At 63.9% G+C, this 26,546-nt stretch carries 15 protein-coding genes; 12 read left to right on the top strand and 3 right to left on the bottom strand.

The window, feature by feature from the left end; translation table 11 throughout:
• The first annotated feature begins 1,640 nt into the window (after nucleotides 1-1,640).
• Nucleotides 1,641-2,045, top strand: a complete 405-nt coding sequence (locus tag VGN72_06885; GenBank protein HEV7299075.1) for a hypothetical protein — start codon at nucleotides 1,641-1,643, stop codon at nucleotides 2,043-2,045.
• A 135-nt stretch (nucleotides 2,046-2,180) separates the two neighbouring features.
• On the opposite strand, the gene holA is transcribed toward VGN72_06885, so the two are convergent.
• On the bottom strand, nucleotides 2,181-3,128 hold the full coding sequence (gene holA / locus VGN72_06880) for a DNA polymerase III subunit delta (protein ID HEV7299074.1): 948 nt from the start codon (nucleotides 3,126-3,128) through the stop codon (nucleotides 2,181-2,183).
• Nucleotides 3,129-3,290: 162 nt separating this feature from the next.
• Here holA and VGN72_06875 point away from each other — a divergent pair, with 162 nt between their 5' ends.
• A complete protein-coding gene (locus tag VGN72_06875; GenBank protein ID HEV7299073.1) occupies nucleotides 3,291-4,040 on the top strand; it encodes a hypothetical protein in 750 nt (249 codons plus the stop codon).
• A gap of 335 nt (nucleotides 4,041-4,375) precedes the next feature.
• On the opposite strand, the gene VGN72_06870 is transcribed toward VGN72_06875, so the two are convergent.
• Nucleotides 4,376-5,080 (bottom strand): sigma factor-like helix-turn-helix DNA-binding protein, encoded by a 705-nt coding sequence (locus tag VGN72_06870; GenBank protein ID HEV7299072.1) that lies wholly within the window; start codon nucleotides 5,078-5,080, stop codon nucleotides 4,376-4,378.
• Between the two features lie 226 nt (nucleotides 5,081-5,306).
• Entirely contained in the window at nucleotides 5,307-7,835 is a 2,529-nt protein-coding gene (locus tag VGN72_06865; protein HEV7299071.1) for an ATP-dependent Clp protease ATP-binding subunit, read from the bottom strand.
• Nucleotides 7,836-8,101: 266 nt separating this feature from the next.
• On the opposite strand from VGN72_06865, the gene VGN72_06860 reads away from it, so the two are divergent.
• The 10 genes from VGN72_06860 to VGN72_06815 all read left to right on the top strand — a co-directional run bounded on the left by VGN72_06860 (nucleotide 8,102) and on the right by VGN72_06815 (nucleotide 26,536).
• Complete coding sequence (locus VGN72_06860) at nucleotides 8,102-8,800, top strand: exopolysaccharide biosynthesis protein (protein ID HEV7299070.1); 699 nt, start codon at nucleotides 8,102-8,104, stop codon at nucleotides 8,798-8,800.
• A 295-nt stretch (nucleotides 8,801-9,095) separates the two neighbouring features.
• Complete coding sequence (locus tag VGN72_06855) at nucleotides 9,096-10,145, top strand: MoxR family ATPase (GenBank protein HEV7299069.1); 1,050 nt, start codon at nucleotides 9,096-9,098, stop codon at nucleotides 10,143-10,145.
• Nucleotides 10,146-10,279: 134 nt separating this feature from the next.
• A complete protein-coding gene (locus tag VGN72_06850) occupies nucleotides 10,280-11,233 on the top strand; it encodes a DUF58 domain-containing protein (protein HEV7299068.1) in 954 nt (317 codons plus the stop codon).
• Between the two features lie 152 nt (nucleotides 11,234-11,385).
• Complete coding sequence (locus VGN72_06845) at nucleotides 11,386-13,584, top strand: BatA domain-containing protein (protein ID HEV7299067.1); 2,199 nt, start codon at nucleotides 11,386-11,388, stop codon at nucleotides 13,582-13,584.
• Nucleotides 13,585-13,661: 77 nt separating this feature from the next.
• Entirely contained in the window at nucleotides 13,662-16,109 is a 2,448-nt protein-coding gene (locus VGN72_06840; GenBank protein ID HEV7299066.1) for a hypothetical protein, read from the top strand.
• Between the two features lie 34 nt (nucleotides 16,110-16,143).
• Complete coding sequence (locus tag VGN72_06835) at nucleotides 16,144-18,309, top strand: PA14 domain-containing protein (protein HEV7299065.1); 2,166 nt, start codon at nucleotides 16,144-16,146, stop codon at nucleotides 18,307-18,309.
• A gap of 110 nt (nucleotides 18,310-18,419) precedes the next feature.
• Nucleotides 18,420-20,999, top strand: a complete 2,580-nt coding sequence (locus VGN72_06830; GenBank protein HEV7299064.1) for a hypothetical protein — start codon at nucleotides 18,420-18,422, stop codon at nucleotides 20,997-20,999.
• Nucleotides 20,996-22,099, top strand: a complete 1,104-nt coding sequence (locus VGN72_06825; GenBank protein ID HEV7299063.1) for a prenyltransferase/squalene oxidase repeat-containing protein — start codon at nucleotides 20,996-20,998, stop codon at nucleotides 22,097-22,099. Before VGN72_06830 ends, VGN72_06825 begins: the two co-directional genes overlap by 4 nt.
• Nucleotides 22,100-22,151: 52 nt before the next feature.
• Complete coding sequence (locus tag VGN72_06820; GenBank protein ID HEV7299062.1) at nucleotides 22,152-24,764, top strand: PA14 domain-containing protein; 2,613 nt, start codon at nucleotides 22,152-22,154, stop codon at nucleotides 24,762-24,764.
• Nucleotides 24,765-25,246: 482 nt separating this feature from the next.
• Nucleotides 25,247-26,536, top strand: a complete 1,290-nt coding sequence (locus VGN72_06815) for an NCS2 family permease (protein HEV7299061.1) — start codon at nucleotides 25,247-25,249, stop codon at nucleotides 26,534-26,536.
• Nucleotides 26,537-26,546 lie beyond the last annotated feature (10 nt).

The raw sequence follows: 26,546 nt of genomic DNA, 5'->3' as shown, positions 1-26,546 counted from the left end.
TGACCCCGTTCGGATCGGCCGCGGCGGGTCGGTCGTGCGGTTGTACAGAAGTTCCGTCGTCCGCCACGGAAGTTGCGTGGCCCACCACGCGGGTCCCTTCGTCCACCCCGGAAGATTAACGTCCCACCATCGCAGTGAGAAAAACGGGACGTTATGGGTCGCCCGATCGCCAACGTTCCCCTTGCCGCCCAAACGCCCGGCACCGTGCGTCCTATCGACCCACCACCGCCCCGACTTAATCCCGACGAAGGCGACAATTATCCCGCGCTCTCAGATCTCATCCGCTGCGCCCAGCGATTATCCGGCCCGCCCAGCGATTATCCGCCGCCTCCAAATATCATCCGGCGCGATCGGCTATTACCCGCCGCGGCCGTATCTCATCCGGCGCGTTCAGTTATTATCCGGAGCCTCCACATATTATCCGGCGCGGCCAGTTATTATCCGGAGCCACCAAATATCATCCGGCGCGGCTAGTTATTATCCGGAGCCACCAAATATCATCCGGCGCGATCAGTTATTATCCGGAGCCTCCAAATATTATCCGGCGCGGTCAGTTATTATCCGGAGCCTTCAAATATTATCCGGCGCGGTCGGCAATTATCCGGAGCCTCCGGATCATGTTTGGCGCGTCCGGATCTTATCTGGCGCGGCCGGTTGTTATCGGGCACGCTCGGATCTCGTCCGGCGAGCCGAAATGACATTCGGCGCGTAAGGCTCTGATTTTGTCGCTCAGTTACCGCTTTCCGTGAGGTCGGGTTCATCTCGTCCACGTTGCCCCTCGTGCCAACCGGTGGGGATGAAACCCACCCGACGAGACTCGCGCCGTCGGGCCTGCGTTCTGTGGGACAGGCATTCCTGCCTGTCTCTCCCCCCGCTCTCCCCACGTATTCCTGATTTCTGTCTTCTGCGGCACAGACATTCTTGTCCGGACTTATGCACGTGACGAACCGACGTCATCCTGAGGTACTCCGAAGGATCTCCCCCCGTATTTGCTTCAAGCGGAAAGAGATCCTTCGGAGTACCTCAGGATGACGAGTTGCACCATGGGTTCATCAAGTGCGTAGGTCCGTACTTTGAGTCCACCGCGCGTAGGGGCAGGCCTCCGTGCCTGCCCTCCTCGTCCAGTCGACAAAATACGGGCAGGCACGGAGGCCTGCCCTTACGCGCGGTTTTCAGACAGAACCTAGTATGCCGCAACGCTCGGCCCTGCGGCATATCATCCGCCCGCCCCACCCTCACCGACGGGCCTAACCCACCGGTGGAAGAAAGAGGTCGGGAGTCTTTGCCGGGTGCCACGGGTCGTACCCGACCCGTGCCTTCGGATAGACTGACCCGCACGGGCGGCGTACCGACCGTGGCACCCGGCAAAGAGGCCAGGCGAAAAGTCGTCAGTGCCATGGCCAAGTTTCTGAACCGCTGCGCAAAGGACGGGTTGATAGACGAAGCAACACGCGCGGCCAATGCGGCGAGGATCAGCTAATCAAACACGCCGCGTGCCACGGGTCGTACCCGACCCGTGCCTTCGGATAGACTGACCCGCACGGGCGGCGTACCGCCCGTGGCACCCGGCTGGGCCGAACGACACGACACGGGTTGCGAGTACACAACATCTGCCACCCGCCGTTAATTGGCCTTACGTCATGCGTCACCGGCGAACGGTCATCATCGTCATTAGTCTGCTCGTCGGGGGCTGCGTCATCGCCTCTGGCATCGCGACACGCCGCGCGCTCGATCCATTCGCCGAGCAGTCCTTCTCATCAAGCGCGTGGATTGGCGGAACACCTGTATCTCGCGCTGCAATGGCTCGGGACGTGGTCCGGCGCTTGACGCCAGGTATGACCGAAGCACAAGTCGTCGCCATGCTCGGCAAACCGGAAGAAGTGGTATTGGCCAACCGCGATGCGGGTGGCAACCACGTGTTGGGCCCTCGCGCGTACACATATTATCTCGGAGGCTGGAGTATGCGGGGCATGGACAGCGCATTCGTGTTCGTTCACCTCGACGCCAACGACCGCGTGATCAAGTCCGAAATCGATGGCTACTAAGTCTTGTAGGGTCCGCTGGTACCCCTGCGGACCATCCCTTGTTGCCACGTCGAGAAGCGGTCCGCAGGCGTACCTTCGGATCCTATGGGATTGTTCGGCCTTCCGTGATGAGCTCCGCCCCCGTTCTTCATCCCATCACCGCGTCGCCAGCGTGAGCATGAAGCGTTCGACGTTGGCGGCGGCGTCGCCGATGCCGGACTTGGATTGTTTGTCGATCTGGGCGAGCAGGTCGATGGCGCGGGCGACGCCGGCGTCGCCCAGCGTGTCGGCGGTCTTGAAGAAGGGGCCCTGCATCTCGCGCGGCCAGAGGCGCAACGCGCTGGCAATGGCGCCGGGGGCCATGCCTTGGCGCTTCATCGCCAGCGCCTTGCGGACGTTCTCCAGCCACATGCTGAGCCAGGTGACGGCGCGGAACTCGGTGGAGGAATCGAGTTGCGTGAGTTGCCGCCATCGCTGCATGGCCTTGTCGACCCGGCCGGCGGCGAGCTCGTTGGTCATGTCCCACATCTCCTGCTCACGCTGGAACGCGACGCCGAGCGTGACGTCGGCGGCGGTGGCGACGTTGCCCTCCACCTGCAGCGCGAGCTTGGAGAGCTCGCCATCGAGCCGGCCCATGTCGTCGCCGACAAGGTCGGCCAGGATCTGCGCGGCATCCCCTGCCACCTTTAAGCCGTGGACGCTGCGGGCGCGGTCGACGATCCACTTGGGCAGGGCGGCGGCCTTGGGGGGTTCGCAGGCTTCGATCTTGCCGACCTTGGCGATGAGCTTGGCGATGCGCTGGTTGGCGGGCAGCGAGGGGACGCGCAGCACGAGCGTGCCGCTGTCGGACGGCTTGGCGAGGTAGTCTTCGAGTTGCTCGCGGAAGCGGGAGATGAAGTCGTCGGCATCGCGCACGACGACGACCTTGCCGCTGCCGAACATTGCGAAGCTGCGGAGCTCGTCGAGCACGTCGGCCAGTTGAGCCCGCTCGCCGTCGAGATCGATGCGCTGCACGTCGGCTGGGAGCGACGCGAGCAGGCGCGACAGTGCTTCGAGTTGCAGGAACGAATCAGACCCCACTAAGGCATAGACGGGCACAGCCATGCGAGCCTTATAGGCGCGAAAATTTCGTGCGTCAACGAACCTTTGCCTGAGCACTTTCGTTGTTATCGGAATCCGTTACACTTCGGCCGGGCGAATCGCCGATGTTCATGGAAGAACAAGGGCTGCCTGCACTGCCGGGCGTTTCTGGGATAGGGAGTTTGTATGTCCAATCCGTTTGCCGCCTTCTGCGAAGATTTCTACGTCAACATGCGTCTGGGTTCGCAACTGCAGTTGCCGCACAGCCGAGAGACCGTGCTGCACATGTTCGAGCGCGTCCAGAAGACATTTCCGCGAATGACGCGCTTCCGCAAGTCCGACAACGGCGACTTCAACCTGGAAGAGGATCGCAGCGGTCACGCGTATCGCTGGCTGGCGCTGGAGAACAAGCGCTTGGCGAGCGGCCACGTGAACCCGGAGACGGTCGAGGAATCGCTGAAGCTGCACAAGATGGTGCTGGAACAGGCGCCGTATCAGCTGGGCATTTCGCCGGTCGAGATCGATTACCTTGACGTGCTGTTCGGGTTTGACCTCTCGTTCACGGGCAACCATGACGAGGTGATCGCCGACAGTTTGTTTGCCAACTCACCGTTGACATGCCTGACGGAAGAGGTGGGCGCGCGGGCGATCGACTTCCAACCGACCGTAACGGTATCGCTGAGCGACGACTGCCGGTTGCAGGCGCGTATCGACATCGTGACGCGCACGAACAGCTATCAGGTGCGCACCGGCGACTACAGCGACGACGTGATCAGCGTCTACCTGATCTTGCGGCGCTACTGGGGCGACAAGCCGAAGGAATCGCTGGAGTCGATGTTCGAGCAGATGACCGAGCGGGCCGAGACGCTGGCGACGCAGTACGTCGTGCCGCGCGTGCTGCGGCCGGTGAGCAGCGCGATCGCATCGCGGTCGTAGGGCGGCGCTTTTCGTTCGACGACGCGAAGTGACTGACGCGCGTACCACGGGCGGCTCGCCCGTGTCCCTCTGCAAAATCAATGAACGATAACGACGCCACGGCTGGGAGCACCAGCCGTGGCGTCGTCGCGCGCATCTGCACTTGACTGTGGGGCGGGCGCTCCGACCGTGGCATGGGCGTCTCGCCCATGCGTGTGGATTGGAGGGGAAGTATTCTTAGTGGCCACTCGCTTCGACCGAGCAACAGCTGCAAATCAAATTGACTGGCATCATCGCACGCATGGGCGAGACGCCCATGCCACGGCCAATGCAGGCACTTCTTCCGAGACGCCAAGCTAGAACTCGATCGTTGGCCGGACCTTCAGCACGATCCACGCGATGGCCGCGATGATGGCCAGCAGCAGGGCGGTCGAGAGGATGCGCTTGATCCGCCGGGGCCAGACGTGGCGGCGGATGGCGGAGCGGGCGACGGAGACGGTCTCGTCGCCTTCGGGCGTCAGCGATGCGTACGCGGTGGCGACCGACAGTTCCAGGCGCGGGTATTCGGTGCCGCCGATGTCTTTCAGCGTGCGCGTCGCGACGACGAGGTGGTTGGCCGAGGCGTCGAGCGAGCAATCCATCGCGGTTGCTACCGGGCGCGGCGGCAGTTGCTCGCCGTGCGTCAATAGGTACGCCTCGCGCTGCTGGGGTGGCAGCGATCGCAACGCTTTCACGAACGCCACCGCCTGCAGGTCGGCGGTGGTGCCAGGGAGGAGCAGCACGTCCTTACGCGGGTCGGGTGGATCGTCGGCGTAGGGCCGGGTGGATTGGATCGTGTGATGGTAGAACCAGCGTTCGACCGTCTCGGGGGCATCCCAGGTGTGGACGAACTTCAAACTGCGAGACAACACCTGCCGCGCAACGGCACTGCCCGCGGCGCGGCGGCCGGTGAGCGCCACCGCCAGCCGATGGACGGCGGGGAGTTGATAGGTCAGCACCTGTTCCATCGCGTCGATCTTGAACCGAGCGGCGCGCGATATTACCTCTTCATCTAGTGGCACGACAAGATTTTACGGGAAAATAGGCGCAATACCGAGCGCCTTTTGATGGTCGAGATCCCTCAGGTCGGCGAGCCTCCCATCGGGATGACAACTTGAGTTGGTGTGCGTTGAGCAGGTTGGGTTGAGCAGAACGCGTTGATGAGATGCTTTGCACAAATAAAACCGGCGTGCTCGATGAATCGAGCACGCCGGGGTTTCGGGTTGATGTTGTTACGAGCGTGACGTCTTAGGTCGCGTCGCTGGAGGCCTGGGCCAGTTGCGGCTTGTCGCCGGTCTTGTCACCGCTGCTGATGGCTTCGAAGTAGAGGTGCTTGTTGCCCTCGCCTTCGTCCTTCACGGTGATCTTGATCGTGTCCTTGCCCTTGAAGTTGCCGCGCAGGATTTCCTCGCTGAGCGGGTCTTCAATGTGCTGCTCGATCGCGCGACGCAGCGGGCGGGCGCCGAAGTCGACGTTCGTGCCCTTCTCGATCAGGAACACCTTGGCTTCCTCAGACAGCTCGACCTTCATGCCGTGCTCGCCGAGGCGCTTGGTGACCTTCTTCAGTTCGAAGACCACGATCTCCTCGAGCTGTGCCTTGCCCAGCGGACGGAAGACGATGACGTCGTCCAGGCGGCCGATGAATTCGGGTCGAACGTAGCGTTCGAGCTCCTTCATCACGGTCTCCTTGATCTGCTGGTAGTTACGCTCCTCCGTGCCGCCCTTACCGAGCGGACGCAGGCCGAACTGCGGCCCGCCACCCTTGATCAGGTCCGAACCGATGTTCGAGGTCATGATCATGATGACGTTCTTGAAGTCGACGTGCCGGCCGAACGAGTCGGTCAGGCGGCCTTCTTCCATGATCTGCAGCAGCATGTTGAAGACGTCCGGGTGCGCCTTCTCGACCTCGTCGAGCAACAGCACGGCGTACGGCCGCCGGCGGATGCGCTCGGTGAGCTGGCCACCTTCCTCGTAACCGACGTAGCCCGGAGGCGCGCCGATCAGACGAGAGACGTTGTGCTTCTCCATGTACTCGCTCATGTCGATCTGGATGAGGGCATCCTCATCGCCGAACATGAACTCGGCCAGGGCCTTGCTGAGCAGCGTCTTGCCGACGCCCGTGGGGCCCAGGAACAGGAACGAACCCATCGGGCGGTTCGGGTCCTTCAGGCCGCTGCGCGCACGGCGGATCGTCTTGCTGATCGCCTTGATCGCTTCGTCTTGGCTGACCACGCGCTTGTGCAGCTCATTCTCCAGTTCGAGCAGCCGCTGGGCCTCTTCCTTCTCGAGGCGGGTGAGGGGCACGCCGGTCATCTTGCTGATGACTTCAGCGATCACCTCTTCGTCGACCACGCCGTCGATCTCCTTAGCCTTCTCGCGCCACTGCTTCTGCATGTCCTCTTTCTTAGCACGCAGCGCTTCGGCTTGGTCGCGCAGACGGGCGGCTTCCTCGTACTCGGCGTTCTTAACCGCCTCGTCCTTCTGGATACTGAGCCGTTCGATCTGCTCTTCCAATTCGGCAAGGTTCGGGGGCTTGGTCATGCTACGAAGACGGATGCGGGCACCCGCCTCGTCCAACACGTCGATCGCCTTGTCCGGCAACGCCCGACCACTGATGTAGCGGTCGGACATCTCCACGGCAGCGATCAGCGCCTCGTCCAGAATCTGCACGCGATGGTGCGCCTCGTAGCGGTCGCGCAGACCCTTGAGGATCTCGATCGCGTCCTTCTTGTTCGGCGGCTCAACCGTGATCGGCTGGAACCGGCGAGCAAGGGCGGCGTCCTTCTCGATGTACTTGCGGTACTCGTCGAACGTCGTCGCGCCGATGCACTGAATCTCACCACGGCTCAGCGCCGGCTTCAGCACGTTGCTGGCGTCGATCGCGCCCTCGGCGCCGCCGGCACCCACGAGCGTGTGCAGCTCGTCGATGAACAGGATGACGTTCTTGGCGCGACGAACTTCGTTCATCACTGCCTTGATGCGCTCCTCGAACTGACCGCGATACTTCGTGCCCGCGACCATCATCGCCAGGTCCAGCACGACGATCCGGCGGTCGTGCAGGATCTCCGGCACGGCCGACCCGATCACCATCTGCGCCAGGCCTTCGACGATCGCGGTTTTGCCGACGCCCGCCTCACCCAATAAGACTGGGTTGTTCTTCTGGCGACGGCAGAGGATCTGAATGACGCGTTCGATCTCGTTGGCCCGGCCGATGACCGGATCAAGCTGGCCTTCTTTGGCCAGCTCCGTCAGGTCGCGACCGAACGAGTCGAGCGCTGGGGTTTTGCTCTTGCTCTTCGTACCCTGTTTTTCCTGCGGTTGCGGTTCTTCGCTTTCCACGCCTGCACCTAAAAGGTTAAGGACTTCTTCCCGCACTTCTTCGAGCTTCAGCCCGAGGTTCATCAGTACCTGTGCCGCGACACCGTCGTGCTCGCGAAGCAGGCCGAGTAGCAGATGCTCGGTGCCCACGTAATTGTGGTTGAGGTTGCGCGCCTCTTCGATCGCGTACTCGATCACCTTTTTGGCGCGCGGCGTCTGCGGCAGCTTGCCCATGGTGACCATGTCAGGACCGCTCTTGACGAGCTTCTCGACTTCAAGTCGTACCTTACGCAGGTCGACGTCGAGGTTCTTCAGCACGTTGGCGCCAACGCCCGACCCTTCCTTCACCAGCCCGAGCAGGATGTGTTCGGTGCCGATGTATTCATGGTTGAAGCGCTGAGCTTCCTGGTTGGCAAGCGCCATGACTTTTCGGGCGCGATCCGTAAACCGTTCGAACATGTCCATCTCCTATTGGCCGATCCCTGTTACAGGTCGACCCCTCAAATGCGATCCACTTGTGCCGGTGGGCCGGAAGGACCACGCCGTGCGATGAGTGACCGGGAAATTGTAGGCCGTACCCATGTGTAATCAAGGAGGTGTGACGTGCGATCGACGTTAACTCTGCCTGACATCGGCACTACGCGTCCGATAGCTGCAATGTTCAGCATCCCGTGGTAGACTTTGCCGCCGTCGTGTAGAGGCCGTTATTGAAGGACCGTTCATCGATGCAACCTGTAGCTGAGCCGTCGTCGGAGAGAATCCTGTCGCTGTCCGAAGACCTGAAGGGCCTACTGGTCGAATCAGATGGAAAGGGGCTGACGGTGGGCCAGATTCTCGCTGCCCTGCGCGAACGGGGACACGCGGTGGTGCTCCTGATCCTGACGCTGCCGTTCCTGTTCCCGATTCCCACCATGGGCCTTAGCGCGCCGGCCGGGGCCGCGATCGCATTGTTCGGCATCACGCTGATGATCGGCCGGCAACCTTGGATGCCCAACTTCTTCCGGAAACGCCACCTGTCTCACGAGGCGGTCGAGAAGCTGGTGCAGAAGGCCGTGAAGTGGGCCGACCGGCTGCAGTCGCTGCTGAAGCCGCGCATGCAGTTCATGCTGTGGCCGGGCGTGAACGTGGTGCTGGGGATTTCACTGATCATTCTGGGCTTCGTGATGGCGTTGCCGTTACCGATCCCGTTCACGAACGCCATCCCAGCTTTTGGAATTATCCTGCTGCTGCTCGGCATCATCGAGCGCGACGGCGTCTTCGTACTGGCGGGACAACTGCTGACGTTTCTGATCGTGGCGGCGTGCGCCGTGCTTGGCTTCTTCATCTATCGGCACGGTTGGGAACCCATTAAGGACTGGCTGGGCATGGGTGGTAGCGAGGCCACAACCCAAACCGCTATGCATTTCCTCGGGCTGTTCTCCTAGATCCCAAACGATCGGCGGCCGACTTTCTCGCCGCCCGCGGACGTGTGATGTTCGTTGCGATGCTGGGATTGGCCAAGCGCCCGTTGGCCTCACGTCCTGCATGCCGCGTTCGCGTCCCAAGGCCGTCGCGGATCGGAATCTACGTTGTCGCAAGATGTAAAGTCCGCTCCTAGTAATCGCGGCATTCGGACCGTCTTCAACAGCGACATCTGTTAGTGGTATAGACGCAAGGTGGGCGATACCGGGCGCGATTGCCCCAATCTCGCACCTGCCGACCGAATTTGGAAAGGACCGTATGCCGCCGACCCCGACCGCCACTGCGCCAGCAAAGCCCGCGAAGGTGTCCGACGCCGATCTGCAGGCCGTCAGCGACCTGAAGGCCGCCCACGCCGCCATCAAGGCGGAGCTGGGAAAGGTGATCGTCGGGCAGCAGCAGGTGATCGACGAGCTGCTCATCAGCATCTTCACCCGCAGCCACGCGCTGCTGGTGGGCGTGCCGGGGCTGGCCAAGACGCTGCTCATCTCGTCGTTGGCGCAGACGCTGCATCTGGGGTTCAAGCGCATTCAGTTCACGCCCGACCTGATGCCGTCGGACATCACCGGCACGGAAGTCATTTACGCCGACCAGGCGACCGGTGCCCGCGAGTTCAAGTTCCTGAAAGGCCCGATCTTCAGCAACATCATTTTGGCAGACGAGATCAACCGCACGCCCCCCAAGACGCAGGCGGCCATGCTGGAGGCGATGCAGGAGCGCCGGGTGACGGTGGGCGGCGTCGACCACAAATTGCCCGACCCGTTCTTCGTGCTGGCGACGCAGAACCCGGTAGAGCAGGAAGGCACCTACCCGCTGCCCGAGGCGCAGTTGGACCGGTTCATGTTCATGATCTACGTCGACTACCCGTCAGCGGCCGAGGAACGGCAGATCATGAAGATGGGCACGGGCTTGGGTGGTGAGAAGCCGCAGCCGGTGTTGAGCGCAGAGAACATCGTGCAACTGCAGCAGATCGTCCGCCGGGTGCCGGTTGCCGACCACGTCTTCGCCTATGCCGAGCGTATCGTGCGCGTGACGCGGCCGAAGCAGCCCGAAGCGCTCGACTTCTGCAAGAAGTGGCTGAGCTGGGGCGCTGGCCCGCGCGCCAGCCTGAATTTGATCATGGCGGCGAAGGCGCGGGCCATTTTGAACGGCCAGTTCTACGTCAGCTGCGACGACGTCGCCGCCGTCACTCCTGCGATCTTCCGGCACCGCATCACCCCCAACTTCGCCGCCCAGGCCGAAGGCGTCACGGCCGACGACATCACCGCGAAGATTCTGGCGGCGATCCCGAAGGACAAGAAGCTCGATTGATTCTGAACGCAGAGGCGCGGAGGGAAGACGCAGAGGGTCGCAGCGAAACACTGGGTCTTTTTGCATCGTTCCTTCTGATCTCTCCGCGTTCCTCTTCGGCACCCTCTGCGCCTCTGCGTTGAAGCCTTAAAGTCATGGCAGAAAACCTCCCCAGCCTCCTCGACCCTCAGACCATCAGCCAAGCCGAACAGCTTGGCCTGGCGGCACGGCACGTCGTGGAAGGGTACATGTCCGGCGAGCACAAGTCGCCGTTCCGGGGGTTCTCGATCGAGTTCACGCAGCACCGTGAGTACGTGGCCGGTGACGACACGCGCCACATCGATTGGAAGGTGCTCGGCCGCACCGACCGGTACATGCTCAAGCAGTACGAGCAGGAGACGAACTACGTCGCCCACATCCTGCTCGACGGCAGCGAATCGATGCGCTACGGCAGCGGAATCACCGGTGGTGGCCGCGGCGCCGCCAAGCGCGGCACCACTGCGTCGACGCTCAGCAAGTTCGATTACGGCAAGATGATCGCCGCCTGCCTGTCGTACCTGATTCTGCACCAGCGGGACGCGATCTCCATGGCGCTGTTCGACGACGGCGTCGTTCGCCACCACATCCCGCGCACCGGCAACCTCAACAGCATCCACGGCATCATGTCGACGCTGGCCGCGTTCAACCCGGACGCCAAGACGAACATCGGCGACGTGCTGCACCAGATGGCCGGGCAGCTCAAGCGCAAGGGCATCGTCATCCTCATCAGCGACCTGTTCGACGACGAACAGAAGATCCTCGACGGCATCCAGCACCTTCGCTTCGGCGGGCAGGAAGTCATCGTCTTCCACGTGATGGATCCGTTCGAACTCGAGTTCCCCTTCGACGGCAACGTCGAGTTCGAAGGCCTTGAGGAAACGCCGATTCTGAAAACGCGTCCGCACGACATTCGCAAGAGCTACATGCGCGAGCTGGAAAACTTTAAGCAGCGCATCAGCGACGGCTGCGAGCGCAACAGCACGCACTACCTGCTGGTCGACACCAGCCACCCGTTGCATGAAGTGCTGAGCGGATACTTGGCGTTTCGGCAGCGAACGACGGGGCGGTGATGTAGGTGATGTAAATGACCAAGCCCCGATGCCAAACGAATGACCAAGTTCCAATGACCAAAAGAGGCGTTCAGGCATCACGCGTACTAGTTCACGGTCATTGGTGTCTGATCATTTGTTGGGCATTGGGATTTGGGATTTAGTTTTCAATCATGGGCTTCCTCAACCCCATCCTCCTCTTCGGCGCCGCCGCGATCGCGGTGCCGATCGCCATTCACCTGCTGAACAAGCGGCAGTACGAGAAGGTGACGTGGGCGGCCATGCGCTTCCTGATGGCCAGCGTGGAACAGAACCAGCGTCGGCTGCGCATCGAGGATCTGCTGCTGCTGATCCTGCGCTGCGCGCTGCTCGTGCTGCTGGCGCTGGCGCTCGCCCGGCCGGCGATTCCGGGTGGTGGGGCGGGTGGGCTGTTCGGCCGGTCGGGCGTGACGGCGGCGCTCGTGCTCGACAACTCGTACAGCATGGGCATGTCCGACGGCGTCACGACGCGCTTCGACAACGCCAAACGTGCGCTTGAGCAGGTGCTCGATTCGCTGCCGACGAATTCTTCCGCTTCCGTCCTGCTCGCGGGCGACGGGGTGGAGGCGGTGATTGCTGAGCCAACGCTTGATCTGAACCTGGCCCGCAAGACGATTCGTGAAGCCAAGCTCTCCGACCGCGCCAGCAACGTGGTGCCGGCACTGCGGACCGCGGTCGAGGGGTTGAAGAACAAGCCATCGGTGCGGCGAGAGATGTATTTCGCCACCGATGGTCAGGCCGTCGGTTGGCGGCAGTTTGAGTCGGCGACGCGCACGCTGGCGGAATCGAAGGACGCTGTTGCCTCGCACGTGTTGCTAGTGGGGCCCAAGGGGGACCAGAACCTTGCGGTGACCGACCTGCGGCTGGCATCGGGGTTGCCGGTGGTCGACCGGTCGCTACGGTTCGAGGCCCGCGTCTCCAACAGTGGCCTGACCGATGCGAACAACGTCCGCGTGCGGCTGTCGGTGAACGGTGAAGCGCCCAACGACGGCGCGACGATCGATTCGCTGCCGGCCGGTGAGAGCAAGAGCGTCTCGCTCTTCGCCAAGTTGCGCGAGCCCGGCAGCGCCAGCGTGACGGCCAGCATCGAGGCCGACCGCCTGCCCGCCGACGATTCGCGGACGATCGCCGTGCGCGCCACCGATCAGATCAGCGTGCTGCTGGTCAGCGGCAACGCCGCCAGCGGTCGCGATGCGGACACGTTCTTCCTGCAGAACGCGCTCGCTCCGGCCGGCGCGGAGGCGGGCGACCACTTCATTAAGGCCACGCCCGTGAACGCCACTGATGTGGGCAGCGTGCGGTTCGACAATTTTGACGCCGTGGTGCTGGCGAACGTCGCCGACCTGTCCACCGGCCCGCTGGATGCGCTGGTCGAGTACGTGCGCGGCGGGGGTGGCCTGGTCATTTTCCCCGGTCCCGCGACCGAATCGACCGCCAAGCTGTTTTACAACGAAGCCCTCTACGCCAACCGCGCCATGCTGCCTGCGATGCTCGGCAGCGCGACCGGTGACGCCAAGGCCGACGAAAAGGCGACGCCGCTGCAGTCGCAGAACTTCGATCACCCGATCGCGTCGATCTGGAACGACCCCGCGTCCGGCAGCCTGGCCGACGTGAAGGTACGCCGGCACTTCCCGCTGCAGGCCGGCGCGTACGAGGCTGAGGGTGCTGTTCGGCCCGAAGGCAGTGGCGTGGCCCGTACGGTGCTGCGGCTGGCGGATGGGTCGCCGTTGATGATGGAACGCACGTTCGGCGCTGGCCGGGTCGTGCTGTTCGGCACCACCGCCAGCACGCTGTGGACCGATCTGCCCGTTCGCCCGGGCGTGTTCGTGCCGTTGGTCTATCGCACGCTGGCATCGCTGGTCGGTCGGCAGGACGACGCGCTGAACGTGCCGGTGGGGGCTCCGTTCGCGTATCGCTCACCGTTGGATTGGGTGAACCGCGATGCGACGGTGCTCCCGCCCGATACCGACCCGAATGCCACGCGTCTCACGACGCGTGTGGAGTTGGTCAACAACGCGCCATTACTCAGGGTCACCGAAACGCCGCGCAGCGGGCCTTACGAAATTCAGGTCGCTACCGATCCTGCAAGCACGCTCAAGTTCGCCGCCCAGCCCGATCCAGCGGAATCGAATTTAACTGAGATGCCACCCGATCAGGAAAAGTCGCTCGGCGAGGCCACGATGGTCATTCGGGTAAATAACGGCACGCCGTTGGAGCAAATGGTGCAGAAGTCGCGCGTGGGCACGGAACTGTGGTTGCCGCTGGCGATGATCGCGCTGCTGATCGCGGCGTCGGAAACTTTTTTGGCCCAATGGTTCGGTCGATCGCGGTAGCGCGTACCACGGGCGGCCCGCCCGTGTCTTGTGTTAGTTAAGCAATCGCGGGCTCGCGGCCCGTGATACGAAAGAAAATGAAGAGCCTGTTCTTCCAATTTCTCGGTATTCCTGCGGATGGCGCCACGCGCATCGCCGACGGTTCGGTCGCGTTCCGCGGGGCGGGGCAACTGGGATGGTTCTTCATCGCGATGCTGCTGCTGATCGCGCTGGCGGCGTGGTCGTATTGGAAGACGGCGCGGGACGTGCCGCCGCTCAAGCGTTACACGATGGCCGCGCTGCGGGCGACGCTGCTGACGCTGCTGCTCGTGCTGCTGTTGCGCCCCGTCTTCCGCTACACCGTCGAGGGCAGCGTGCGTCGGTCGCTGTTGGTCATGCTCGACACCTCGGCCAGCATGAAGATCGCCGACACGCGCACGGAAGATGCCGACATTAAGCGCGTCGCGATCGCCCGCAACCTGATCGACCCTGCCAAGGGCCTGGACCAATCGATCGGCGACACCGGGGGCCTCAACGCCGTCAATCGCATTGACGTGGTGAAGGCGGGCCTGAAGAACGAACGGCTGAAGCTGTTGCAGACACTGTCGGAAGATTACGACCTGCGGCCGATGTCGTTCGGACAGGGCGTCGAAGACCTGGGCGCGGCCAATACGCAAGCGGCACAGTCGAACGATCCGCAGGCCGATCGGTACGCATGGGTGAATCGACTGGACGCGCCGGCTCCGGCGACCGCGCTGGGTGATGGCGTGCGCGACACGCTGCTGCGATCGCGCGGCCAACCACTGGCGGGCGTATGGCTGGTCACCGATGGCCAATCGAACACCGGCAGCCAACCCCTCGCCGCCGCCGAGATCGCACGGCAAGAGGGCGTGCCGCTCTACGTGTGGGGCGTCGGAATCTCGTCGCCGAAGGACATCGTCGTCGCCAGCATGTTCGCGCAGGAAGTGGCGTTCCTGAAAGATCAGGTGCCGGTTGTCGTGCGCGTCAAAGGCGCCGGTTTAGAGGGACGAACAGCGAAGCTGAAACTGTCGCTGGGCGGGCAGCCGGTGGACGTGCGCGACGTGACGTTCAGCGGTGACGAACAGGTGATCTCGATGGAGTTCACGCCCGACAAGCCGGGCGACTTCGACCTTGTCGCCACGATCGATGCGCAGGGCGACGAGGCGGTGAAGGACAACAACACCGTCGCCCAGCGCGTGAAGGTGATCGATCGCAAGATCAAGGTGCTGTTGATCGAGACGACGCCGCGCTGGGAGTACAAGTACCTGCAGGTCGTGCTGATGCGCGACCGCCGGGTCGACGCGAAGTTTCTCCTGCTCGAGGCCGATTCCGCCATGGCCGCCGGCGCCGATTCGCCGTACCTGGCGCGCTTCCCCCGCGACAAGAAGGAACTGTTCACCTACGACCTGATCATCCTCGGCGACGTCGACCCACGGCAGTTTGCGCAGCAACAGTTGGAAGCAATCAACGAGTTCGTCGACAAGTTTGGTGGTGGTCTGCTCGTGGTGGCCGGTCGGCGGTTCAACCCAACCGCGTTCAAAGATACGCCGATCGGCAAGATGCTGCCCGTGCAGCTCGAGGCCAACCGTGGCATCGGGGCCATCGGGCGCAGCGCCGGCTCTGCCGACGACGCCACGCGCCCAATTAAAGTCGAGCTAACGCCGGCGGGGCATTCCAGCCTGTTCATGCGGCTGACCGACCGCCAGCAGGACAACGCCGACGCCTGGACGCAACTGCCGCCCATCTACTGGGCCGCCCCCGTCGCCGGCGCCAAGCCGGGCGCGGAGGTGCTCGCGGTCGACGCGGGCCAGACGACCGGTCGGATGGGCGAGAAGATGCCGATCTTCGCGCTGCAGCAGTACGGCCTGGGCCAGGTCTTCTATTCCGGCACCGACAACACGTGGCGATGGCGCAAGAACGCTGGCGAGTCCCGCCACATCGCATTCTGGGGCCAGATCATCCAGCGGCTGGCAATGGCCCACCTGCTGGGCGAATCGAAGCGCACGCAGCTCACGCTGGACCGTGCCAACTACTTCGCCGGCGACCGCGTCACCGTCTACGCACGGCTGTACGACACGACGTTCCAGCCAATCGAAGCGCCGGAAGTGAAGGGCACCTACAGCTCGGCCGACGGTCGCACGACCGGGACCGTCTCACTGCGGCCGTTGCCCGATCAGAAGGGGATGTACCGCGGCGAGTTCGTCGCGCCGCCGCAGGGCCAGTACGAGTTCTGGGTCGACCGCGACGAGCGCACACGCCTGGCGATGAACGTCGGCGAGAGCCGCATCGAGTTCTCCGAGATCGCGATGAACGAACCGTTGCTCCGCCAGCTCGCCACCGCCAGCGGCGGCGCGTTCTTCCGTGAGGAAGATCTGCACACGCTTCCCTCGACGATCTCGCAGCAGTCCGAAAGCGTAAAGAGCCGCCAGGAGGTCGACATCTGGTCCTCCCCGGCCTACTTCCTGTTGCTGCTGGGCGTCGTGTCGGCCGAGTGGATCATGCGGAAGATCTTTCAACTGAAGTAAGGCAAAACAGTTTCGGACAATTGACAACCGACCCATGAGCGACCTTCTCCACTCCAAGCTCGACATCGTCCGCCGCAAGCGCAGCGTCGTGAGCATCGCCACGGGCGTGGCGGCGGCGGTGGCGCTCGTGGTGGGCGTGACGTTTGTCACAGCCATGCTCGACTGGTGGTTCAACCTGTCGTACACGACGCGCGCGATCCTGTTCGCCCTGCAGATGGCTGCCGCGGTCACGCTGTTGTTGAAGCTCTCGATCTGGCCAATCGTCCGCGGACCGGACGAGGAGACGCTGGCGCTATCGGTCGAGCAGCATTGGCCGGTCTTCCGCAGCCGGTTGATCAGTGCGATCCAGCTGGGTCGCCCCGAGGCGCTGCCCGTCGGCGCAGCCCCTGGGCTCGTTACACAGCTGGTGCGCGAGACGGAGCAGATCGCCGGCGCGGTCGACTTCGGCCAGGTCGTGACGACGCGTCAGATGACCCGTGTGGCTGCCCTTTGCGTAGCGTTGGTGGCCGCCGGAGGGGCGGCCACCGCCTACGGGCAACAGACCGCGGTCGACCTGATCAAGCGGGCTGTGCTGGTTCCTGGCGTCGAGGTGCCGCGCAAGACGCGCGTCCGCGTCAGCGAGGGCGACCGCTTCATCGCCCGTGGCGACAGCATCACGCTGACGGCCACCGCTGACGGTCTCGTGCCCAAGCAGGGCACCCTGATCACCACCAATGCCAAGGGCGTGCGGCAGTCGTACAGCATGGCGCCCGACCCTAACGTGCCGGACGGCTTCTCGATCACCATCGGTGCGGTGCCGGAATCGTTCACGTACACCGTGCAGTTGAACGACGGCGTCAGCCCGAGCTATCGGGTGGAGACGGTCGAGCGGCCTGCCGTCGCGTCCATTGCCGTCCGGCAGATCTACCCGCAGTACACGGGATTGTCCGACGTGCCCCAAGCGCCGGGCGACATGTCGTTCCTGGCCGGCAGCCGAATGGTGTTGGACGTGACGGCCACCAAGAAGCTCATGCTGCGGCCGGCCGAAGGTGGTCAGCGCAGCGTCGTTCGGATGATCGGCACCGACGTTACTTATCCGCTCGAGCTCGACATCAACGACCCCGCCAAGGCCCATGCGTCGCACGATGGCCCACGATCGATCCCGCTACCGCCCGGCACGCGCGCGATGCGCATTGAGCTGGTCGATGAGACCGGCGTCACAAGCAAGAACGAAACCGAGTACCGCATCGACGTGGTCCCCGATCGCCCGCCAACGCTGGCGGTCACCAGCCCGGCCGAGCGAGAGGTGCTGGTGACGCCGAAGGGCCTGATCAACGTCGGCTTCGACGGCACCGACGACTTCGCAATTGCCCAGCTCGAACTGAAGTATCGCCCGCTGCCCGCGACGGAAGAGCCGGAGTTCCCGATCAACGGCCTTACCGGCCAATACTTCGACAAGCGCGATTTCGCCGGCCGCAGTCAGACCCGCATCGATCCCGCGATCGAGTTCGACTTTGAGCAGAAGTCGCCGATGGCGGGTATCCCCGTGGACAACTTCTCGGTGCGATGGCGTGGTCAGATCAAGCCGCTGGAATCGGGCACCTACACCTTTACGCTCGACACCGATGATGGCGTGCGGCTCTGGGTGGACGGCAAGAAGATCATCGACGAGTGGCACGATGGTGATTTTGATGCGGTATCGCAGCCGATCGAACTGTCGGCCGACAAGGCGGTCGACATCACGCTGGAGTACTTCGAGAACGCGGGCAACGCTCACGTCACGCTGATGTGGGCGCGGAAAGATGAACAGCCGCAAGTGGTTCCAACCGAGGTCCTGTTCAACTTGGACGCGCCTAAGATCACCGCCGCCAATGCCGCGGCGCGGGCGGCGAAGGCGATTCCGTTGGAGATCGGCCATTCGCCGAAATCGACGCGTGGTTTTTACCCTTGGAAGATCGAATCCCTTGGAGCCAGCGCGCCGATTGGCACAACGTTCGAGTGGTGGATTGAAGCTCGTGACAACAACGACCAGACTGGCCCCGGCGTGGCTACAAGCGAGAAGTACCTGATGCGCGTCGTCACCGAGGCCGAGAAGCGGGCCGAACTGATGGGCCGCGTGGGCGATTACTTCGGCGAGATCAACGCGGTTCGTGAGGGGCAGGTCGATCTGAGCACGAAACTCGGGACAATGGTGCAGGAAAAGCCCGCTGCAACGCCATAAGGTTGCCCGTACATGTTGCACGGTCCACCCAAGTTGACGTCAACGCCCGCAATCTGACCCGGTACTGTAAGATGGTACCCATAGCACGCACGAGCCTTGAAGGAGACCAGATGAAGCGATCGATCATCCTCAGTTTGTGCCTGTCCCTGGCGGCCAGCCCGGTCGCGGTGCTGGCGGTGCCGAACGAGGCGTTGCGCGACGGTGCCGAAACGCAAACCCGGCTGAAGTCGCAGACGCAGGCGGTCGCGACGCAGATCGAGGGCGTGCTGGCTGAATTCGATCGCAACGGCATCACAGGTGACGACGTGCAGACGCTGCGTGCCATCCACAGCGTACTCGGTAGCCTTAGCGCATCGCAGATGCAGCAGGTGGTCGATTTGCTGCAGAAGGCCCGAAGCGCCGACACCGACGACGCCGCCCGCCGCAATGTCACGCAGGCGGTTGTGGGGCAGAAGACGATCTCGTCGCAATTAGGTGATCTGCTGAAGGAGTATCGGCGGCAGCAGGCGATGCACGAGCTATCGGGCCGGCTGGAGAAGCTGGCGGATCGGCAGAACGAGAACTTCAAGCAATCGGTCACGCTGGCGAAGGAAACCGCCGGCCGGAAGTCTGAGCAGTTCAGCGCGGCTCAAAAGGACGCGCTGCGCGTCCAGCAGGCCGAGCAGTCGGCGCTGAAAGAAGAGGTTCGCCAGGCGGTCAGCGACCTGACCGCGATGGCGCAGGACCCGCAGACCGCCCCCGAGCGTGCCGCCGAGGCGGCCAAGAAGGCACGCGACGAAAAGGTCGAGGAAGCCGCCACCGCCGCTGCCGAGGACTTAGCCTCTGGCAACGTCTACCGGGCGGCGTTGAACGAGAAAAAGACACGCGACAGCCTGCGCGAGCTCAGCCGAGCGGTGGCGCCACCAAAGGAAAAGCTGGAGACGCTGCAGGACGCGGTCGCGCAGGTCGATAAGGCGATCGAGCAGCAGCAACAGGTGAACGAGCAGACAAAGGCGAACGCGTTCGGTCCGAAGCTGGATGAGCAGCAGGCCGATCTGGCGGACCGTACCAGCCTGACGCAGCAGGACGTCGCCAAGGACGCCCCGATGGCGGCCGACAAGTTGACGGTCGCACAGCAGAAAATGGAGCAGGCGCGTCCCGACCTGGCGAGAAAGATGGGCCCTGAGGCTGCGCAGAAGCAGGAGCAGGCGCTGGCGGCGTTGAACGATGCCAAGGCCGAGCTGGAGAAGGAAATTCAGAAGGAGCAGGCCAAGGCCAACGAGCCACCGAAGGACGCGTTGGCGGCCGTCGCCGATTTGTTGACGCGGACGAAACAGTTGCGCGCCGATCAGGCGACCGTCACCAAGTCCTCCGCTGCCGGGGCGAGTGCCGAGCCGTTGCGAGCGGCGTCGGCGAAACAGGGGGAACTGCGGACGCTGGCGCTGGGCCTCCAAACGGATGCAACCGCGACGGCGCCGGAAGCGTCGTCCTACTTCTCGTCCGCCGCGGGCAAAATGGGCCGCGCGGCCACGGTGCTAAACACGCCAGATGCAATTTCGGCCGACAAGAAGGCGGCCATCGCCGAGCAGCAGAAGCAGTCCGACCAGGCACTGGCGGACGCGCAGGCGATCCTGGAAAAGAAGCAGCAATCGCTTGAACAGGCGGCTGCGGATCTGGCGAAGGTCGAGAAGGCCAAGGAAGACATCTCCCAGCTGATGCAGGATCAGCAGAAGCTCGCCACCGAGACCGCCAAGGCCGCCGAGAGCACCGCGGCCGATGCCCCGAAGCCGCAGGAGTTGGCCAAGCAGCAGCAGCAAATGCAGCAGACGGCGAAGGACGCCCAAGCCCAACTGCCGCAAAGCGCGCAGCAGGCCCAGCAGGCAATGCAGGACGCGCAGCAAGCCATGCAGCAGGCGCAGCAAGACCTGAATCAGAGCCAGCCGCAGGCGGCCAAGCCCGATCAGCAGCAGGCAATGCAGCAGCTGGCCAAGGCGAAGGACGCGCTTGACCAGACCGCTGCCCAGCTTCAGCAGCAGTTGAACCAACCGCCTGCCGAGCAACGGCGTTCGCTGGGTGAATTGGCCAATGCGATCGAAAAGGCGCAGCAGGAGATCGATCAGTCATCCGAGAAGCTGCCACCGGAAAAGGGCAAGCTGCAGGAAGCCAAAGAGGCCGCCAAGGAGCTTGAGAAGACGCAGAGCGATCTGGCGAAGCTGAGCGCTGAGGAGAGCGATCAGTTGCCCACGGAAGCGAAGAAAGCAATCTCCGAGGCGAACGAGGCATTGGCCGAGGCCGCTGCCAAGGCCAATGCCGACAAGCCCGCCGGTGCCAAGGAAGACGCCCAAGCCGCCAGCGACAAGCTGGAGGCCGCCAAGGCGGCACTGCAACTGGCGATGGAGGGCCTGCAGGCCGGTCTGCCCGAGATGGCCCAAGGCCCCGCGGCCGAACCGGGCCCGCCGATGCCCGGCATGTCGATGCCCGCCGCCCAACCTGGCCCGCCGGGGCCGTCGGATAATCCGACGGAAGGCAATCAGCAGCCCGGTGGTGCCGGTGGCCCGCTTGGCAACCCCAACGGCGCCGGCAAGTTCGTCGCGCTGCCCGAGCGCGAACGGCAGGCGCTGATCAGCAGTGGCGCCGCAAAGTACCCCGAAGAATATGGCCCGATGATCGAGCAGTACCTTCGCAACCTCTCCAACGAGCCGCAGCGATGATCGACTTCCTCCGACGCCGTCAATTTCGATCAACTGCAGTCCGCCGGCGATCGCTGATGCGCGTCGCGGGCGGTCTCACCCTCATCGCGGGGCTGGCGTGCAGCACCCCGGTGATGGCGGTCGATCCCACGCTTGCCGCAGCTGCGCCGCGGCGCGCCGCGACTGACGTCGCAATCTCGCCGCAATCGGAAGCGGTGGTGAAGGGCGCGCTGAAGTGGCTGGCGAGCAAGCAGCAACCGAACGGGTCGTGGGTCAGCGGCCGGCACACGACGGCGTTCACGAGCTACGCGCTCATGGCCTTCATGGCGGCCGGTCACTTGCCGCAGGAAGGCGAGTACAGCAAGAACGTGCAGCTGGGGCTGAAGTACGTGCTCGACAGTTGCCGCCCGAACGGGTTCATCGCCGCCCCGAACGATGAAGTGAAGATGTACGGTCACGGCATCGCCACGATCGCGCTCGGTGAGGCTTACGGCCAAACGCAGGACGCCGTCATTCGCCCGAAGCTGCAGCGCGCGATCCGGCTGATCATTGACAGTCAGAACAACGAAGGGGGCTGGCGCTACCAGCCCGTGAAGGCCGACGCCGACATCTCCGTCACCGTGTTGCAGGTCGTCGCGCTGCGCGTGGCCAAGAACAGTGGGATCGACGTGCCGCAGACCACGATCGACAAGGCCGTCGAGTACGTGCGCAAGTGCTACAACAAGGATCAGGGTGGCTTCGCCTACCAGGCGCACGGTGGCAACGCGGGCTTCGCGCGCACGGCGGCGGCGATCTACTCGCTGCAGGTGTGCGGGCAGTACGACGACCCGCTCGTGAAGGCCGGCTCGAAGTTCCTGTTCGACAAGTTCAACAGCGACCGCGAGTGGTACACGTACGGCGCGTTCTACGCGGCGCCGGCGCAGTACATGATCGGCGGCGACACGTGGAAGCGCTGGTACACGCAGGTGAGCGCCGAGCTGATGAAGACCGTGAAGCGCGAGCGCGACATGAACTATTGGACGCCGATCGGCGGCAACGGGCAGAACGAGGTCTACGCGACCAGCGTCTACACGATGATCCTCGCGATGCCCTACCATTACGTGCCGCTGTACCAGCGATGATCGCCATCGCGGGCGCGCATGATCCTCACGCGATTGCCATCGTCAGAAACCAATGAGTCGTACCCGCCCGTTCATCGTCGCGATCCTGACCGTCCTGCTGGCTTTGCCGGGCGCGCGCGCCGACGTGCTGCGCACGCTGGACGGCAAGGTGTACGAGGGCCAGATCAAGTTTGACACCGGCGACATGCTGACAATGCAGCCGACCTCCGGATCGGCCGTGCGGGTGAAACTGGCGGACGTGCTTAGCGCCTCGTTCCGCGCCAGCGTGCCGACGCAGCGTGCGGAGGTCGCCGACCGCGAGCCGATCCGCGCACCCTGGGCGCCGCGGGAGATCGGCAAACCACCGGCGGGAGGCGTGAAGCGCACGGCGACCAGGGTCACGCTGCAGGCCGGCACCGTCACTGATACCAGCGATTCCGTGCCGTTTTTCGGTCGTCCGGTAAAGGGAAATTTCGAACTGGTCCTACGCATAACGGACATCTCGGCCGCCACCGCGGCGGCGGGCGTCATGCTGCGAGGTGGGCCCGAGCCGGACGCGCTGACGTTCTACGCGGCTATCGGTGGCGTCGATGGTTCAATGACCACCCGTTCGGGTGAGCGCCACGTGCGGCCGGCCAATGGGCAGGCGGCGCGAAAGTCCGATCTCCCCCGCATATCGGCGCCGCAGTGGATGCGATTGACCCGCGAGGGCGACTTTATCGAGGTCGGCACGTCGACGGACGGCAACGACTGGAAGGTCTTCGCCACCGAACGGCTGGACCTGCCGGAAAACGTATTGATTGGCATGGCCTGCACGGTCCGAGCCCCGTCGGGTGACAAGAAGCCGTCGAAGGACGCGCCTCCCGTCGCCACGCCGCACGCGACGTTCGAGTCGCTTCGCTTGGTCGAGGCGGCACAGGTCGCAACGACCGGGTTGCGCGGTCAGTATTACTCCACCGAGAAGTTCACCGAACCGAAGATCGCGCGCGTCGACCCGAGCCTGGACCACAACTGGGGCACCAATGCGCCTGCGGACGGGTTGCCGGTGGACAACTTTTCGGTACGTTGGCGAGGCCGGCTGCGCGTGCCGTTGACCGGCAAGTATCGTTTCCACGCGAGCGCCGACGATTCGGTGGTGGTCTGGGTGAACGGCAATCGATTGCTTGAGCGCAGCGGCAGCAGCCGGGAGATCACGCTGCGCAGCGGGCAGTCGGTTGCGATCCGCGTCGACTACTTCGAGAAGGTCCGCGAGGCAAACGTGAAACTGGAGTGGGAATCGGAAAAGGTCCCCCGGCAGGTCATACCCAGCCGCTTCCTGATCCCTGCGGAGCGCGACGATGACGGTGAGTCGGAGAACGGCCTGCGCGCCGAATACTTCGCCGACGCAACCCTCTCCAACCTCCACCTGGTGCGGACCGACAGCGAGGTGAACTTCCAGCAGCCTAACTCGCCCGCCGACGATGGCCTGAACCTGTTCTCCGTTCGCTGGACCGGTATGCTCGTGCCACCGGCCAGCGGCCGGTACACCTTCTACACGCTGAGCGACGACGGCGTGCGCCTGTGGATCAACAACAAGCAGTTGATCGACAACTGGCAGATGAACCCTGGGGTCGAGGACAGCGGCGTCATCCAGCTGAAGGCGAACGAGCCGGTACCGATCCGAATGGAATCGTTTAACGGCGCCGGTGGTTGGATCGCGCGGCTGATGTGGGACGGCCCGGACATCGACAAGCAAATCATCCCCGGCGAACGCTTCCAAACGCCCGGCGAAGAGGTGGACACGCGCATCCTCACCCGCGATGGGTCGGAGCTGACCGGCATCACGCTCGAGCAGATGGACGACACGACGATGCGCTTCAAGCGCGCCGACGACGAGACGCTGTCGCTACCCACGGCGCGGGTGGCGCGGTTGTCGCTGCGGCCTCTGACGTCGTCGTTGCTGGAGCACATTCCGGGCGGCTCGTTCGGCGTGCTGCTGACCAACGGCGACTTCTTCGACGGGCAGGTCGAGGGATTGAAGGGCGATCGCCTTACCGTCAACTCGCTGATCTTCGGCCCGCGCACGTTCGACCTGCGGAAAGAGGTTGCGGCATTGGTGCTGCAGGACGCGCGGCCGGAACCAGCGGAGTACGTCGTGAAGACGGTCGACGGTTCCATCTACATGGCGGACGAGGTAGCGGTGGACGGTGGCAAGCTGATCGTGACCGACCGCGCCGCCGGCAAGGTGACGGTTGCCGCCGACACGGTTCGCGACATCGCCTACGCTGGCGAACGCGTCGCCTCGCTTGCCGAGCTGTCGCCCGAGGTGAGCGGCGGCGCGATGCGGCTCGATGGCACGCCCGTCGGCGTGCCCGTACGGTTGTTCGATTACACCCCGACGCGCTCGATCGGCCTGTCGCCGGGCACGACCGTGACGTACGCGCTGGATGGCAAGTACAAGACGTTACTGGCTACGGCGGGCGTGCCGGCGGCGTTGCTGCCGACGGGTGGGCTGCTGTTCACTGCGACGGCCGACGGCAAGGAAATCTTCCGCTCGCCGGCGCTGACGAGCCTAAGCGACAGCCTGCCGGTCAGCCTGAAGTTGGACAAGGTGAACCGCCTGACGCTGAAGGTGGAGCCAGCCGACCCCGCGAATGCGGTTGCGCTGCCCGGTGTGTGGGGGGATCCGTTGTTGGCTAAGCCGTAGGGCTGTCTCGCACGTCGTCCGGTAGCACTGCCCACTTAAGTGGCCAGTCCCGCGTATTCTTCTGTAGGACAGGCATTCCTAGGCATCAACATACTTGATGCATCGGTTCCGGTCCCCTCTCCCGCGTACTCGCGGGGGGGTGCTAGGGAGGGGGCTGCGCGTCCGATCTGGAACGTGTCGGCGCTCGCGCCCCCACCCTAACCCCCCGGCGTACCGGGAGAGGGGACCGGAGGGACGCGCGGGCACGGTGTGCGTCAAGTATGTTGTTGCCCATTCCTGCCTGTCTCTCCCCCCGTCTTCCTCTCCCCCTTATTCCGTGGCACAGGCATTCTTGCCTGTGTCTCTTTTGTCTGTTCTCACTTCGTCTCTCCTGTTGCGCCACCCCTATCACACCCTTCTGTCAATGTGACTGCACCTCTATCTCGAAGGTCGCCGCAAATGCGATTTGCTGCTATAAACGCCTTCACCGCGCGGTGCTCATCATGAACGCGATCGCACGATTCTTCGAGTTCGAGCAGCGTCAGACCACGCTCGCGCGCGAGATGCGCGGCGGCGTGACGACGTTCCTCACGATGGCGTACATCATCGCAGTCAACCCGCTCATACTTGCTAACGCAGGCATCAGCGTCACGGCGGCGGCGACGTCGACCGCGCTGGCGGCGGGGGTCTGCTGCATCGCGATGGGCCTGTTTGCCAACTTCCCGATCGCGCTCGCCAGTGGCATGGGGCTGAACGCGATGGTGGCGTTCCAGATCACTGCGGCAACGGGGTCATGGCAGGCAGCGATGGGGCTCGTCGTGCTCGATGGGCTGCTCATCCTGCTGCTGGTGCTCGTGGGCCTGCGCGAGGCGGTGTTGCGCGCGATACCCCGGGAACTGCGCATCGCGATCGGCGCGGGAATCGGATTGTTCATCGCCGTCATCGGGCTGCAGGGCGCGAAGATCATCGTCGCGAGCCCGGTGACGATGGTGACGGCCGGCTCGTTCCAGAACCGCGAGACGCTGATCGCCAGCGTCGGGCTCATCGTCACGGCCGTGCTGATGATCCGAAAGGTCACCGGCGCGCTGCTGCTGGGCATCCTGCTGGCCACGACGCTGGCGTTGTGGCTGGGCGTGACGTCGTTGCCCGATCGCTTTCCAAGGCCGGACTTTAGCGCGATGTTCCAGGCCGACGTGCCCGCGGTGCTGCAGTGGAGGTATCTTCCGCTGTTGCTGTCGATCGTGATGATCGATTTCTTCGACACGCTCGGCACCGCCTCGGCCGTCGCCGAACAGGGGCGGTTGGCGGACGGTGACGGCAACATCCCGCGCGTGCGGCGGTTGCTGATCGTCGACAGCGCCGCAGCGAGTCTGGGTGGGGCGATGGGTGCCAGTTCCAACACCAGCTTCATCGAAAGCGCCGCCGGCGTTGCCGAGGGCGCACGCACGGGCCTGCACAGCGTGATCGTCGGGCTGCTTTTCCTGCTGGCGGCGATCGTGGCGCCACTGGCGACGGTGGTCCCCGCCAGCGCGACGGCGCCGGCGCTGATCCTGGTGGGCTTCCTGATGATGAGCCAGGTCGCCGAGATCGACTTCAAGCGGCTCGAAAACGCCGTGCCGGCGTTCATCACGATCCTCACGATCCCGCTGACGTTCAGCATCGCCCACGGCATTGGCTACGGGTTTGTGGCGTACGTCGTGCTGAACCTGCTGACCGGTCATTTCCGCAGGGTGCACCCGTTGATGTACGTGGTGGCCGCGGCGTTCGTTGCGTACTTTGCTGCGGGTTATTGATGGCCGCCGC

The sequence above is a fragment of the Tepidisphaeraceae bacterium genome, assembly GCA_035998445.1.
Classification (GTDB): Bacteria; Planctomycetota; Phycisphaerae; order Tepidisphaerales; family Tepidisphaeraceae; genus DASYHQ01.
This window is presented reverse-complemented; position numbering and strand designations above follow the sequence as displayed.

Coding starts and splice junctions, on each gene's coding strand:
- VGN72_06830 (HEV7299064.1), top strand. CDS start 18,420: ATGAAGCGATCGATCATCCTCAGTTTGTGCCTGTCCCTGGCGGCCAGC.
- holA (HEV7299074.1), bottom strand. CDS start 3,128: ATGGCTGTGCCCGTCTATGCCTTAGTGGGGTCTGATTCGTTCCTGCAA.
- VGN72_06845 (HEV7299067.1), top strand. CDS start 11,386: ATGGGCTTCCTCAACCCCATCCTCCTCTTCGGCGCCGCCGCGATCGCG.
- VGN72_06860 (HEV7299070.1), top strand. CDS start 8,102: ATGCAACCTGTAGCTGAGCCGTCGTCGGAGAGAATCCTGTCGCTGTCC.
- VGN72_06875 (HEV7299073.1), top strand. CDS start 3,291: ATGTCCAATCCGTTTGCCGCCTTCTGCGAAGATTTCTACGTCAACATG.
- VGN72_06850 (HEV7299068.1), top strand. CDS start 10,280: ATGGCAGAAAACCTCCCCAGCCTCCTCGACCCTCAGACCATCAGCCAA.
- VGN72_06855 (HEV7299069.1), top strand. CDS start 9,096: ATGCCGCCGACCCCGACCGCCACTGCGCCAGCAAAGCCCGCGAAGGTG.
- VGN72_06885 (HEV7299075.1), top strand. CDS start 1,641: ATGCGTCACCGGCGAACGGTCATCATCGTCATTAGTCTGCTCGTCGGG.
- VGN72_06865 (HEV7299071.1), bottom strand. CDS start 7,835: ATGTTCGAACGGTTTACGGATCGCGCCCGAAAAGTCATGGCGCTTGCC.
- VGN72_06815 (HEV7299061.1), top strand. CDS start 25,247: ATGAACGCGATCGCACGATTCTTCGAGTTCGAGCAGCGTCAGACCACG.
- VGN72_06835 (HEV7299065.1), top strand. CDS start 16,144: ATGAGCGACCTTCTCCACTCCAAGCTCGACATCGTCCGCCGCAAGCGC.
- VGN72_06840 (HEV7299066.1), top strand. CDS start 13,662: ATGAAGAGCCTGTTCTTCCAATTTCTCGGTATTCCTGCGGATGGCGCC.
- VGN72_06820 (HEV7299062.1), top strand. CDS start 22,152: ATGAGTCGTACCCGCCCGTTCATCGTCGCGATCCTGACCGTCCTGCTG.
- VGN72_06825 (HEV7299063.1), top strand. CDS start 20,996: ATGATCGACTTCCTCCGACGCCGTCAATTTCGATCAACTGCAGTCCGC.